This window comes from Bacillus sp. FSL K6-0073, assembly GCF_038006085.1.
Taxonomy (GTDB): Bacteria; Bacillota; Bacilli; order Bacillales; family Bacillaceae_G; genus Bacillus_A; species Bacillus_A cereus.
On record NZ_JBBOUN010000001.1, the window covers coordinates 2602096 to 2615724 of the forward strand.

Genomic DNA, 13629 nt, shown 5'->3' on the forward strand with positions numbered 1-13629 from the left:
TTTTCGCGGTATTTCTAGAAATAATATTTTATTTAACTGCTAGATTTAAAGCTGCTTTTACTATCCAATGCAATAGGAGTATGGAATTATTTAAAATACCATTATCTAGTGCTGATTTATACTATTCTTGAATGTGCATAACATTTAATTTCTGAAGTGCAATCATTCCTATGTTAGTTATAACATGGTGGGGCATGTTGCTACTATAAGAAACGTAGATATTCTTTTCTATACGTTTCATTTTAATTTCTAACCACTGAACCAGATAGTCTTTTAAAGCAAGCTTAGACGGCTCCACAAAAGTCCCTTTATTTAACTCCGTAATTTTTTTCGCCTTCTTTTTTGTCTTATAACCAGTAAACCACTTTTATCTTCTTTTTACTGTCTCTGGATCAGGACCGATATCAATAATGATGCAATATTTATTTCCTCTTTTTCGAATATGTCCTTTCACTTAAAACACTCCTTCATTTGTTTTGAATCATGTTGTATAAGTCTAGTTGTAATTTTGCTGCTATGAAAATTACATAGTTGGACATATCAGCGATGGATATATTTTACCATATATAAACTGAATTGATTATTTAATATATTAGTTGTTTTTTTACAAAAGTTAATTTTATAAAATGATTTTGTATATTTGAAGCAATATTTTTATTTAAAACACCTTATTTGGAATAGTACATCTTGTATATATCATATTTTGTACAATTAATATTTTCTTATTTTAGAAATGATTTTAATTTGGAGTGAGATATATGGAGAGGAAAAAGAAATGGGAAGGATTAAACTCTAAAAATCCATCTGCTGATTCACTGGATTCGAGTTTAATAGGACCGACATTGCCACCGATTTCTTCATTTACTCTACCAACGGGATTTGAATCTGCATTCAGAGCTTTCAAATCTACTGATCAGTCCGTTACTGCTAATACACTGTCTATAGTAACATTTGAAACTACACAATTCGATTTAAATGGTGAATATGATGGTGTATCAACATTTATACCGCAACAAGATGGAGTATATTTAATTATTACTACTATAATTTTTAGTCCTACTGATGATACTCTAAATTATGTGACGGAAGTATTTATAACAGTTAACAGTGCTTTAATAGCAGGAGATGATAGCTTTTTTGGTGGAAATACTGGGCTTTTAAATGCAGTAACAGTTTCTACCATTGTACAATTGAATGCAGGAGATATGGTGCAAGTCCAAGCCGGTAGTACCATAGATGGCGTTATTGCATCTCCGCTTCTTACAAATTTTCAAGCTGCGAGGTTTCCATTACCAGTTCCAAATACATTTTTCTTGTTAAATAATTTATCTGCAGATTGGAGTAAAAGGCCGTTTAGTAGAAAAACATAATTATGTTCATTTTAAAAATAGTGTGAAGAAAATGATGAATTTAAATTAATTTTGTCTATTAAGAATAAGAAAAGCCACTTAGATAAGTGGCTTTTCTTATTTTTAAATTATGGGATATACCTTAGAAGATATCACTCGAATGAATATTACTAAATTAGCAATAAGATACTCAGAGAGATTTAGTCGTGAAGCTAGTCAAATTCGTAATAAAAAAGAGCCATGAGTGGAAAGGTTCATAACTCTTTTTGTAAGGGTAATGATTTTATAGGTAATAATCATCATGAAACCCTAAAAATGTAAGTTGATTAATTTCTATAAAATTCGAATTTTATAGAAAAAAAGCGACTGACAACAGCTAACTGCTTAGCAGGTTCTTTAAGATAAAAAAGAAGAGAATATAGAGGTTCATTCTGATTGTTTGAAGGTAATGAAAGAAAGAATATCACATACTATCGATCTTAATAAAAACTATGTTTGTTTTTCATTTTATTCACAAATAGTTCCAGTTGCTATTCCTGTTGGAGCGAAACCTACTGGGACATTAGTGATAACAGTATTCGTGGCAATATCAATAACAGAAACAGTATTACTACCTTGATTTGTAACATAGGCACGAGTGCCATCAGGTATGATAGTTACCTGATCAGGGGATAAAGCAACAGGAATTGTATCAATCACAGTATTTGTCGCCACATTTATTACCGAAACATTATTGCTAACTTTATTTACAACGTAAATAAGATTTCCACCTGGTGTAATATCTATACCAACAGGTTCGGTACCTACGTTAATTGTATTAATTACGGAATTGGTAGCGGTGTTAATAACAGAAACAGTATTGCTGTTCTGATTCGTGACATACGCACGAGTGCCATCTAGTGTGAAAACGATTATTCTAGGGCGAATGCCAACAGGAATGGTAGCGGTAACTGTGTTAGTAGCAGTATTAATAACAGAAATTGTGTTACTTAATTCGTTTGCAACATATGCAAAGGCTCCGTTTGGAGAAACAGTTATTCCTTGCGGAGCGATACCAACAGGGATGGTAGTGATAACTGTATTAGTAGCAGCAGTAATAACTGAAACGTTATTACTTGCGTGGTTTCCAACATAAACAGTTGTGTTATTTGGAGAAACAGCTACGCCAATTGGATCAGCTCCAACGGGAATGGTAGCAATAACTGTATTAGTAGCAGTATCAATAACGGAAACGGTATCGGAAAAAATATTAGTAACATAAGCACGAGCCCCATTGGGTGAAACTGTTACTTCAAGAGGTGCATTATCTACAGTAATTGTAGCGACTACTGTATTTGTTGCGGTGTTAATCACTGATACTGTATCATCTGCAGGGTCATCGATTGCTCCTGCGTTAGTAACATATACAAGGAAATTACATCCAGGTCCAGGTGGTCCGGTTGGCCCGGTCGGCCCAGTTGGTCCAGGTGGACACTCACAGTCTCCAGTCGGCCCAGGTGGTCCTTCCGGCCCCTGAATACCTTGCACACCTTGAGGTCCAGTCGGCCCTTCTAATCCTTCAGGCCCTTGAATGCCTTGCACACCTTGAGGTCCAGTCGGTCCTTCTAATCCTTCAGGCCCTTGAATGCCTTGCACACCCTGAGGTCCAGTTGGCCCTTCCGGTCCTTCCGGTCCTTGAATCCCTTGTATACCCTGAGGTCCAGTCGGTCCAGGTGGTCCAGGAACTCCCATTCCGGTTCCCGAACCAGTCGGCCCAGGTGGCCCTGGCGGTCCTTGAATGCCTTGCACACCTTGAGGTCCCTGAGGCCCTTCCGGCCCTTCCGGTCCCTGAATCCCTTCTACACCTTGAGGTCCTTCCGGTCCTTGAGGTCCTTCAGGCCCTTGAATGCCTTGCACACCTTGAGGTCCTTCCGGCCCTTCCGGTCCTTCAAGTCCCTGAATGCCTTGCACACCTTGAGACCCCTGAGCTCCTCTAGGTCCAGGAATTCCTCTAGGTCCTGTTGCTCCAGTCGGCCCTGGCGTTCCGATGTTACTCAATAACGAACTATTCAAGATTCCTTGTAAAATTAGGTTGAATGTTTGCTGTAATAAGGGGTCTGATATATTTGAACAACTGATAAGTGAAGACAAGCTTTGGAATAGAAATTGGAGTAACGCTGAGATTTGAGTGAGAGATGCAGTAGGTAAGGAATTGATTAATTGATTTATAGTTCTTATGACTAAATTTCTATTTGGTGTACTTGGTTGTACTGCTATTAATAAATTATTTAATGCCTGTAATGCAGATTGGAGTATTTCTATAGTTGTTGAATTTGGTGTTGTGAAAAAAGAAAGAATAGCTTGATTTAATTGGCTTATTATTTGTAATAATTCTTGTTGTTGAGAACTTGAGAGAAAAACAGGTGTACAGCAATTACTTTGATTACAAGGGGATATAGAAATAAAGCAGGGCTGCTGGAATTTATCACAAGGATTTGGTGAGTTTGATTTTTGATTATATCTCATAAGTAACCTCCTTTTTAAAAAATAAATGTTAGGTAAGTCTAGATAAATTATTTTAGCAACTATGTTTAAAATGTTTGTGGGTATATGTTTAATGTTTTTTTCTTCAAAGTATATGTAAACAAAATGGAGATGTTCTTAGGGGACGTATAATCAATGCTTAATTACTAATAAAGATTGTAATCATAGGAGGAGAAATGAAAGTTACAAAGTAAAATATACAAGCTATTAAATTTATCCCGCATTAACGGGTAGTAAGATCCCCACCTCAAAATTCAGCGGAAGCAAAGAAGTTAAGTGAGGGATCAACTGCCAATAAAAGCTCCATTGGTTCAACTAATAAAAAGTGGGGATAAACACCCCACCAATTATTAAAGTTTCACTTTATAAAATCAACAAAAGCGTTATTTTAGAAAAAAAGGTGACTCAGCAATTCTGTCAGCCGAGTCACCCAGTACTATCGATCCAAATAATATTTTTTTATATGTAGTTATAGCGGTTTCTTAGCGGCTAACCCAAAATGGCGGTCGAAGAACAAAGAATTTTATTTTAGAAAGTATTAGATTTTACTATGTTAATGCTATAACAGCAAGAGTTAAGCCCAATGTATTTAATGTATTAGAATATGGTCCTACATTAACAGTAAGAGTACTTGTTATACCTAAAGGTGTAGTGAAAATAGCGGGTGCTGATACAGAAGTGAATCCTGCAGTATATCCCAGAGAAGTACCAGAGCCAATGATTGGATTATTATTCAAATACATAGTGATACCTGCCGAATTACCTCCTGGTTGAATGATAACTTGCACTTCATAGATTGCCAAATAGGTTCTTCCACCTTCAAGTAAAACAGTTGTTGGTGGTGTGAATGAGATTGCCGTACCATTAGAATTTACCACGGTATCTAGTGGAATCGCAGAATTTACAGAAACTATTGATGGGGTAGTTTGAACAACATTTAAACTGTTAGCCGTGGGGGATGGACAAGTGCAAGGTTTGTGAATGTTAGAGTTATTATCATTTTGGTAATTCACAAATAATCAAGCTCCTTTGCGTAAGATAATTTTTTATCCTATATAAAACGTAGCTTTTTTGTATCTAAGTTATTTTTAATAAGTTTTTAAAGATAAGTCGAATATTGTTGGTCAGTCAACTCTTAAAAGTATTTGATACTCTGGGATTTTAAAATGCATCTGATAAATATATATGAATGTTTTTTTAAGGACATTACTGTAAGTTAGGAAACATAATAAAATAGTTATTTGGGCATAAAAAAGAGCACAATATATGTGCTCTTGGATAAGAAAGGTAGATTTCTATGAGTGGATGACTCCATACAATAATATATGCTTGTCCAGTTAAAAGGTGAAATGTTTTAATAAAATAGTTATTTGATAGAATTTTGATAAAAAGCGATGATCATTAATTCACTCCTTGACTCATGACAATTGCTTATGTATTGAAAAGTTATTCAGCTATTTGAAATATAGTTTCATTAGCTCTAGAGAATCCATATAGTTTCCTTGCGAACTTTAAAATACCTTCTTCGCTCTCTGTTAAAGTTTTAACATCGTTTTCAAAATAACGTCCTATCAGTTCTAATTCAGACAATTTTTTCTTTTCTTTATTAAGTGTAATTTGTTTTTCTTGAATCATATCTTCTTGTTTGTAAATGCAGATTTGAATGGAAATAACCATAGGTAGCATAAAAGCAAGTGCTAATAACAGACGACGTCTTAGTTTTTTATTCGTTTGTTGATTCTTATTAGGGTTAATTTGTTTTTTTGAGATTGATTGTTGTGGTGTTAAATTTGGGACACTCCCCATTTTAAAGCCTCCATTACTTATGTATAGAATTTAAATTGTTTAAAAGTATTATATATGTTAAATAGATAATTTTGAATCTATTTGGATAAAGGGGGGATTAAATTTAAATAAAAACGTTATTTGAATAGAGAAGTCCTAGATTTAGGGGGTCTAGGGCTTCAAATCTGAGCATATCTCACACGGCATTATAAAGAGAAAAGAACGTACTGAAGATAACATATGAATGTTTCATAAATGTAATAAAAAAGCGCCCTATGACTAAAATGTATATTGAAAAAAAGTTCACATCATATTGTATGTATGTTTTTTATGATGGTGCAATTTTGAAACAAAAACGTTATTTGAATTATCAATGCGAGTTTTACATTATTAAAGGAGGGAGAAGGGGGGAATAGAAGTATAATTCTACTTTTCCCTAAGAATAAATAGATTTGATTAAGGTTGAGTTATATTCGTTGTGACACAACTTGCTTCGAAATTATTGTTAAATACAAGTGTACCTTCACCAGTAAATGGCACTCTAATAACTAGATTCTTACTATCATAATCAAATTCTGTTGATAGTGAACGTGATCCGTACTCAACGGAGGAGAATACAAGTTTACCGTTAGAAATATTATAAATAAGAGTTAAACAAAGTGGCTGAGTTAATCCTGTGATAATGCAAGACATTCTATTTAAACCTCCTATCTTCTTCCTTATTAATAGCGTATGCAAATAGTACAAGCTTTGGCACAGTAGAAGCGGATAGGGAATGATGTAAAGATAGAAACTTTTAATAAAAGTGCTATTTTAATCAAAAGGAAGAATGAACATTGAACGTAAAGGAGTACGTCGTTTATAAAAGTGAATCATCTCTATGGATTGGAACTATACAGGAGTACGCTGAGTATATGATCGTACTTCCTGCAACAGTTCGTTTTTATACAAGACCAGTGTATCAAAGTAGAATAGTAAGTCGGAAGAATGCTAGGAATTATATAACTGTTACGGAGGTGAGGAAGATTAATAAAAATTTCATTTTGTAGAGAAATGGTGTGATTAAGTATGGGCATTGAATACGGAATGTTTGTATTAAAAAAGAGCAGACTTTAACCTACACATAAAAGTGCTGGAATTGTTCTAAAGGAAGGAATATCTGAAATATAAATATAATTGAGGGGAGTGAAATAATAATGGAAACTAGTACTTTTTTAGGGCTGTTCTGGGGGTGGATGACGGTTATCGTATCGGGAATACTTTTCGTCCGTCCATCGGTGCTACGTGAGTTAAAAAAATTAGTGGTTGAAGACAGAGGGTTTGGTATTATGTATGGTTTTCTATCGATTTTCCTAGGATTAGGTACTGTAATTCTACATAATGTATGGGTATTCAACTGGAAGGGATTCCTAACGGTTATTGCATGGCTTGCATTATTAAAGGGAATTTACATAATTGCATATCCTGAACCCTCTAAGAAAACAGACTTTGAAGTAAGGATACTATCAACACGTATAGTACTCGCTATCATTGGTGCTTTGGCTTTATGGATGCTTATAGTAATCTATATAAAATAATCTTTTTTTAATAAATAAAAGAGCCTGATATGAGAGAAAAGGCCTTTTCAAAAATTGCAATAGTAGGAAAAAGAAATACTTATATTGTCATCACCCTGTACCATCCATTTTGTTTAAAATATGGGGAGTTAAACTCACACATTAGTACACAATTGGAAATATAATCAGTATGTAAAGAAAGAATATGTGAATTATTTAAACAAAAAGTGCTAACAAGTTTGCAAACGAACTTGCTAACACTTATACAAAATATACATAAATTATCGCTGATATGTCTTCCTCAATAATAGCCATAATAAATTAGAACACACTAGTACGAAACGCTCATAAAACCATTTTTAATTTACATGATAATAGTATAAACTCTATATTTCTTTTAATAATTTAGGGTTATATCTTTTCTGCATTAGATGCTTTTAACCACGCTTCGTAAAATGCTGTAACTGATGCATAACGTTCTGCACGATTTTTATTTACAGCACGATACGCTACCTCATATAATTCCTTACTTGCTTTCCATTTTATAAAAGAACGATCTTTTTCACCGCCTAAAAGTGAGAAAGCCATTGCTCCCATATTAAATACATTTGTTCTTTCATCAATTGTTGCGTTTAGTTCAAATTCCTCTGGTGACATAAAACGGGAGGAACCCCATAGCCGGCCCATTTTATTTATGTAAGGTTTCTTACTGTATAAATCTATATCACAAATTTTTGTTTCTTTTGTATTAAAATTATATAAAATACTACCGTCATAAAAATCTATTGCTACATAGTTTTTCTTTTCTACATAAGTATGGAAAGAAAAAATGGAATGTAAGGAATGAATTCGTTCTATAGCAGATAAATGCCTAAATTTATAAAATGGTGAGTTTGGATTTTTATATTTTTCAGGAGGTGGGAAACTCCAATGCGAATGAAGACATTCACCATCAAACCAATCGAAAATTAATACATATCCAGATTGAACTGGAAAATGATCAATTAGTCTTATGAGCGATTCATGCTTTAAATCTTCATAGATAGTAACTGAATTTTTTAGCCTTTTAATAGCATCACCCGTTGTTCCTTCATATGCAATTGTTTGTGCTCCTGCGTATTTGATAAATTTCTTGTGACCATCTTTTTCTACACCAAAACTTATATTACCTGAGTCTTGCTGGTCAAAAACTGCAAATACGGTCCCTAATTTAATAAGCCAATCAAAATTATGATATTCTTTTAATTGGAATGTTACACTATTTAACTGAATTTCGACGGAATTATCTTTCATAGCTTACCTCACATTTAATATAATTAAGTTGTACATTCCACTATTCGACATATTTTATGGAAATCCTATGCTAACAATATGAAATTTTATAAATATAATGATAAATACTTATAAAGAGGTGAATACAATAGATCAACAAATTGTTATTAAACCGTATCAAAAAGACTGGGTTGAAGAGTATATAAAAGAAAAAGAGAAATTCTGTTCCTTGTTAGGACAAGAAATAATTGCTGTTGAACATATAGGAAGCACAGCAGTAGAAGGATTAGGAGCTAAACCTCTTATTGATATGATGATTGGCGTAACAGAACTGCAAATAACTGAAAAGTGGATTGAAGTTCTATCGGAAATTGGATATGAGTATGTTCCAAAAGATGCAACCAATTGGCGTTTTTTTAGAAAAGGAAAGTGGAGAGCGGGTACTCATCATTTGCATGTTTATATTTATAATAGTGACGAATGGAGGAACAATATTTTATTTCGTGACTTTCTAATAAGCCATGAATGGGCACGTAAAGAATATAGAGAATTAAAAGAGATACTTGCTATTACATATGCTTTTGATCGTGTTTCATATACAAAGGCAAAAGCGCCGTTTATTCGAAAAATATTAGAATTGGCTAGAACTCAATGAATTTATAGATTCTTATCTAACTAGTTTTGAAACCTCTTCCTACACTTTTTATAGGGAGGGGATTTTTTGTTTTTTCATGACTAAATATATAATTTCTAATTATTGGAGGCAAACTATTTTATTTATTTTGATATTTCTAGTACATTGGAAATATTAAGGGGGAATTAAGCAATGAAAGCTATTGTACATCAATATAAAAAAGGATTAGAGGGAGTAGGATATAAATTTTCACCTAAGATAAATCCTAGTGCAGGTGAAGTAAAAGTAAAGTTAAAAGCTGCCGGGTTAAATCATAGGGATTTATTTATTATAAATAATAGAAAAGAAATGGATCTACCATTAGTAATAGGGTCAGATGGATCAGGAATTGTTACAGAAATAGGAGAAGGAGTTTCAAATATTACACTACATACAGAAGTTATTATTAATCCTAGTATTGGATGGGAACATGCTACTGAAGTACCGGAGTTACCGGAAGTGCTAGGTGGGCCGAAAGATGGAACGTTTGCTGAATATGTAATTGTACCAGTTGAAAATGTTGTAGAAAAGCCGTCATATCTTACTTGGGAAGAATCAGGTGTTTTATCTTTATCCGCATTAACTGCATACAGAGCGCTTTTTACTAAAGGTAGATTGAAGCGCGGCGAACACGTTTTAATTCCGGGAATAGGCGGTGGTGTTGCTACATTTGCCATGTTATTCGCGAAAGCAATTGGCGCAAAAGTGAGTGTTACTTCAAGGGTAGAGAATAAAAGGGAACTTGCTGCGAAATATGGTGCAGATATTTCTTTTCATAGTGCCGGAAATTGGGGAGAGAGCTTACAAGGTGAAAAAGTAGATTTAATAATAGATAGTATAGGTCCAGCAACTTTTTTGAAATATTTTGATGTATTAAAACCAAACGGAAGAATCGTGAATTTTGGTGCAAGCTCAGGAGATAAAATTGAATTACCATTACGCGCGCTATTTTACAATCAAATTGATATTATGGGAACATCCATGGGTAGCCGTGAGGAATTTAATGAGATGATAAAGTTTATAGAAAAACATCAAATTAAACCAATTATTGATAAAGTTTACTCGTTAGAAGAAGCAATTCGAGCACTAAGCCGTATGGAACGTGGAGAACAATTCGGAAATATTGTACTTCAAATGAATTAAAAAATATGATTTTACAATTAGTATATTTAAATGAACATGTTATGTATTCCAAACATGAAAAAAATACGAATTGCCTTATTATAAAGGTTTACGAACTTTATACATAAATAGCGTATAAAATTTGTTTTATAATTGTCACATGAGCAATAGTAAAATGAGAATTAGATGAGAAAAGTTTAAGCCCATTTTCATAATGGTATTGTATACTGTGTAAATCAAGAACACTTGTAAGTAGGGAGAGAGTATTATGAATTACACAGTATTTCGGTGGTTTAATAATTTTGCTGATTCATCCAAACTATTTGATACGATAATGGTTGCTATTACAAATAGCGCTGCATACGTAGCCGTTCTATTTATGCTTATCTTATGGTTTAATAATGGAAAGAAAGAGAATGCAATTAGAAAACAATATACAGTTTTATATACGACGCTTTCGGTTATTATTGCATTAGTAGTAAATGTTCTTATACACGCAGTATATTACCATCCGCGTCCGTTCGTATCACATGATGTACACCAATTAGTGCCACACGCAGCAGATTCATCATTCGTTAGTGATCATTCTGTACTTGTATTTTCAATTGCCTTCGTATTTATTCTTAGAGGAGAAAAACTGAAATATATCGCGCTCTTATGGGCAGTGTTAGTCGGTATATCACGTATGTATGTAGGTGTTCATTATCCTTTAGATATACTTGGTGCAGCTTTCATAACAATTGTTACGAGCGGTTTAGTAATGCAAAGTACACGTATGTTTGAACCAATAGCGAAATTCGTATTCAAAATGTATGCATTAGTAGCGAGACGAATTCCTTTCTTAGCAAAATATAACCATATCGCATAATTTTCTTATAAAAAGTTCCCCTTTGGAAATCCAGAGGGGAACTTTTTATAGTAAATAAGAAAAGAGTTTAGAGTGATATGCAATCAAGTTTTGGTGAAGTTAATATTCAGAAATTTCACGCACCGTATTTTTATTAAATAAAACAAAAAATAACAATAGTTAGTTTCGTATTGTTTTAAAGGAATTAAAAAGAAAACTTCGAAACTTATAGTATCGTAAACAAAAACTACAAATTATAAAACGCATCTTCGTACGAATCCATTCCAAAAGAGAGGAGATAAGTATGCAAAAACTTCAAACGAATAAAGGCGCTCGATATATGATGATTGCTTTTATTGTTTTGTTTCTTATTATGATTTTGCGTATAGTCTATATTCAGGCAGTAGGAGTCGTGCATAATGTAAATGTAAAGGACCTCGCGGATGAACAACATAATAAAAAAGGTGTTTTAGAAGCGAATCGTGGCACTATCTATGACCAAACGGGAAAGGTGTTAGTACAAGATTCTACAACGTATCGAGTTGTTGTGAATTTAAAAGGAAAAGATAAAGTGAAAAATAAAGATGAAACCGCACAACAATTAGCCGATGCGCTTGAAATTGATAAAGAAGAAGTATTAAAAAACTTTCATGAAGGGCGTACGCAAGTTGAAATTGGGAAAATTGGTCGGAACTTATCTAGGGAAAAGAAGGAAAAAATTAATGATTTAAAAATACCAGGTGTATCTTTTATGTCGGAAAAAGCAAGAGTGTATCCGAATGAAGACTTTGCATCCTATATACTGGGTTTTGCTAGACCAGATGATAAAGGGAATACGGAAGGGAAGTTTGGGCTTGAAAAGAGTTTGGATAAATATTTGCGCTCGACAAACGGGAATATAGAATATGTGGGTACACGAAGGGGGATTCCGCTTACAAATGATATAGGTAAAGTAGAACCTGCTAAAAATGGGAATAACGTGTATTTAACGCTTGATAAACAAATTAATAGCTTTTTAGAAGAAGCGATGAACAAAGCACAAGAGCATTATGATCCTTCTATGTTAATTGGCATTATTGCTGATCCAAAAACAGGAAAGGTTTTAGCGATGTCTAGTAAGCCTAGTTACAATCCTAATGTAGGTGATATCGAATACTTTTTAAATGATCCGATTGCAAATGCATATGAACCAGGTTCAACTATGAAAGTTTTTACGTTAGCAGCTGCCATTAATGAAGGTGTATATAACGGAAAAGAATATTTTCAATCTGGAAAATATTCCGTTGGTTCCTCTGATATAAAAGATCATAATGGTGGATTTGGATGGGGATCAATTACATTTGATGAAGGTTTTGAAAGATCATCAAACGTAGCTTTTTCTATTTTAGAAGATCAGTTACTGAAACCAAATAAATTTAAGCAATATATGAATAAATTTGGATTCAATCAAAAAACAGGAATAGATTTACCTGGAGAAAGTAAAAATACTTTATTATTAAATACGCAAATTCAACAGGTTACAACTTCTTTCGGTCAAGGTTCTACAGTAACTCCGATTCAATTAATCCAAGCGGCTACTGCTATAGCAAATGACGGGAAAATGATGCAACCATATATCGTTGATAAAGTTGTAAATCCAACAAATAAAGAAGTTATTATGGAAAATCAACCGAAAGAAATTGGGAATCCGATAAAAAAAGAAACAGCGGACAAGGTTAGAAGCTTAATGGAGCGTGTTATAACATCTTCAAAAGGAACTGGTACAATGTATAAAGTGGATGGTTATCCAATTGGAGGTAAGACAGGAACAGCACAAATACCGAATCCTGAAAACGGCCGATATATGGAAGGGAAAGAGAATTACATTTTCTCCTTTTTAGGAATGGCTCCAATTGATGATCCGGAGTTAATCGTATACTTAGCTATTAAGCAGCCAAAGTTAAAAGGAGATGAGTATGGAGCTCAGCCTCTTGCTGAAATATTTAAACCTGTTATAAAAAACAGCCTTGAATATTTAAAGGTGAAACCGTATACAGAAAAACAAATAGCTGATGCAACGAAGCAATCTCAATTAAAAGTACAAAATTATGTAAATCAATCGATGGGTACAGCAGAGAAAAGTGTAGAAAAAGAGAAGCTACAGCCAATAATTTTAGGAGAAGGAAAAATAATAAAACAATATCCACAGTCTGGCGAGGTCATGAGTGAAGGGGATCGTATATTTTTATTAGGGAATAACGCACAAATGCCAAATGTAAAAGGTTGGTCCATGCGTGATATTATGTATTTCTCTAAGCTTTTGAAATTAGATTTGAAAACTTCTGGTACAGGTTATGTAACGAGCCAAAGTATTGAAAAAGGACAAAATTTACAAGAAGGAGATACACTAGAACTAGAATTAGAACCGCCGTTACAACCGTTAACAGAGGCGAATACGAATTAATTCAAACTTGTTGAAGAACCTATATCCAATAGGTTCTTTTTTAAAAATTTATGAGTAAT

12 protein-coding genes and 1 pseudogene are annotated in these 13629 nt (G+C 33.5%); 7 read left to right on the forward strand and 6 right to left on the reverse strand.

Going from position 1 to position 13629, the window contains the following annotated elements:
• Nucleotides 1-31 precede the first annotated feature (31 nt).
• A pseudogene (locus tag MHB52_RS13490) lies at nt 32-454 on the reverse strand (site-specific integrase); the annotation flags it as partial.
• 304 nt (nt 455-758) lie between these two features.
• Between MHB52_RS13490 and MHB52_RS13495 the strand changes: the two are divergent.
• The gene (locus tag MHB52_RS13495) at nt 759-1370 is read left to right on the forward strand and encodes an exosporium leader peptide-containing protein (protein ID WP_000440007.1); all 612 of its coding nucleotides are present in this window, start codon (nt 759-761) and stop codon (nt 1368-1370) included.
• 486 nt (nt 1371-1856) lie between these two features.
• On the opposite strand, the gene MHB52_RS13500 is transcribed toward MHB52_RS13495, so the two are convergent.
• The 4 genes from MHB52_RS13500 to MHB52_RS13515 form a co-directional block, all read right to left on the reverse strand.
• Nucleotides 1857-3854, reverse strand: coding sequence for a YVTN family beta-propeller repeat protein (locus MHB52_RS13500; RefSeq protein WP_061663257.1), 1998 nt, complete (start codon nt 3852-3854; stop codon nt 1857-1859).
• Nucleotides 3855-4420: 566 nt separating this feature from the next.
• Nucleotides 4421-4885: a hypothetical protein gene (locus tag MHB52_RS13505; protein ID WP_016118003.1), complete on the reverse strand. Its 465-nt coding sequence runs from the start codon at nt 4883-4885 to the stop codon at nt 4421-4423.
• Between the two features lie 433 nt (nt 4886-5318).
• On the reverse strand, nt 5319-5678 hold the full coding sequence (locus MHB52_RS13510; protein WP_000536031.1) for a cell division protein DivIVC: 360 nt from the start codon (nt 5676-5678) through the stop codon (nt 5319-5321).
• A gap of 435 nt (nt 5679-6113) precedes the next feature.
• Nucleotides 6114-6350, reverse strand: coding sequence for a hypothetical protein (locus tag MHB52_RS13515; protein WP_001277642.1), 237 nt, complete (start codon nt 6348-6350; stop codon nt 6114-6116).
• A 143-nt stretch (nt 6351-6493) separates the two neighbouring features.
• Between MHB52_RS13515 and MHB52_RS13520 the strand changes: the two genes are divergently transcribed.
• Nucleotides 6494-6706, forward strand: a complete 213-nt coding sequence (locus MHB52_RS13520) for a hypothetical protein (protein ID WP_001101128.1) — start codon at nt 6494-6496, stop codon at nt 6704-6706.
• Nucleotides 6707-6853: 147 nt separating this feature from the next.
• Nucleotides 6854-7234 carry a hypothetical protein gene (locus MHB52_RS13525; protein ID WP_061663258.1) on the forward strand — a complete coding sequence of 127 codons (381 nt, stop codon included), beginning with the start codon at nt 6854-6856 and terminating at the stop codon, nt 7232-7234.
• A 390-nt stretch (nt 7235-7624) separates the two neighbouring features.
• Here the strand turns inward: MHB52_RS13525 and MHB52_RS13530 are convergent, their stop codons facing one another.
• Nucleotides 7625-8506 carry a protein kinase domain-containing protein gene (locus tag MHB52_RS13530; protein WP_000654549.1) on the reverse strand — a complete coding sequence of 294 codons (882 nt, stop codon included), beginning with the start codon at nt 8504-8506 and terminating at the stop codon, nt 7625-7627.
• 127 nt (nt 8507-8633) lie between these two features.
• On the opposite strand from MHB52_RS13530, the gene MHB52_RS13535 reads away from it, so the two are divergent.
• The 4 genes from MHB52_RS13535 (at nt 8634) to MHB52_RS13550 (ending at nt 13570) form a co-directional block, all read left to right on the forward strand.
• Nucleotides 8634-9140 (forward strand): GrpB family protein, encoded by a 507-nt coding sequence (locus tag MHB52_RS13535; protein WP_000372688.1) that lies wholly within the window; start codon nt 8634-8636, stop codon nt 9138-9140.
• A gap of 171 nt (nt 9141-9311) precedes the next feature.
• Nucleotides 9312-10301: a zinc-binding dehydrogenase gene (locus tag MHB52_RS13540; protein WP_061663221.1), complete on the forward strand. Its 990-nt coding sequence runs from the start codon at nt 9312-9314 to the stop codon at nt 10299-10301.
• A gap of 247 nt (nt 10302-10548) precedes the next feature.
• A complete protein-coding gene (locus tag MHB52_RS13545; protein ID WP_061663222.1) occupies nt 10549-11148 on the forward strand; it encodes an undecaprenyl-diphosphatase in 600 nt (199 codons plus the stop codon).
• Between the two features lie 283 nt (nt 11149-11431).
• Complete coding sequence (locus tag MHB52_RS13550; protein WP_061663223.1) at nt 11432-13570, forward strand: penicillin-binding protein; 2139 nt, start codon at nt 11432-11434, stop codon at nt 13568-13570.
• The last annotated feature ends 59 nt before the right edge of the window (nt 13571-13629 follow it).